1 protein-coding gene is annotated in these 275 nt (G+C 53.5%); it reads left to right on the top strand.

Translation table 11 applies throughout. The features are described 5' to 3' along the window. Positions 1 to 275 (top strand): NAD-dependent epimerase/dehydratase family protein (locus SB725_RS31130; RefSeq protein ID WP_410923252.1); only part of this gene is annotated, 275 nt, incomplete at both ends.

Raw genomic sequence — 275 nt, 5'->3', positions numbered from 1 at the left:
AGGCTTTCGATCTGGCTAACGTTCGCGCCACTCGCCGCCTGGGTGAATGGGCTGTCGCCTGGGGTGTGCGTAACTTTATTCATATCTCTTCCCCCTCCCTGTACTTCGATTATCACCACCATCGCGATATTAAAGAAGATTTTCGCCCTCACCGCTTCGCCAACGAGTTTGCCCGCAGCAAAGCAGCCAGCGAAGAAGTGATCAATATGCTTTCGCAGGCGAATCCACAAACGCGCTTTACTATTCTGCGCCCACAAAGTCTGTTCGGACCGCAC

The organism is Pseudomonas sp. SIMBA_041, from assembly GCF_046535095.1.
Taxonomy (GTDB): domain Bacteria; phylum Pseudomonadota; class Gammaproteobacteria; order Pseudomonadales; family Pseudomonadaceae; genus Aquipseudomonas; species Aquipseudomonas mucoides.
Note: the sequence above shows the minus strand (reverse complement) of the source record. Positions and strands in the feature narration are given on the sequence as shown.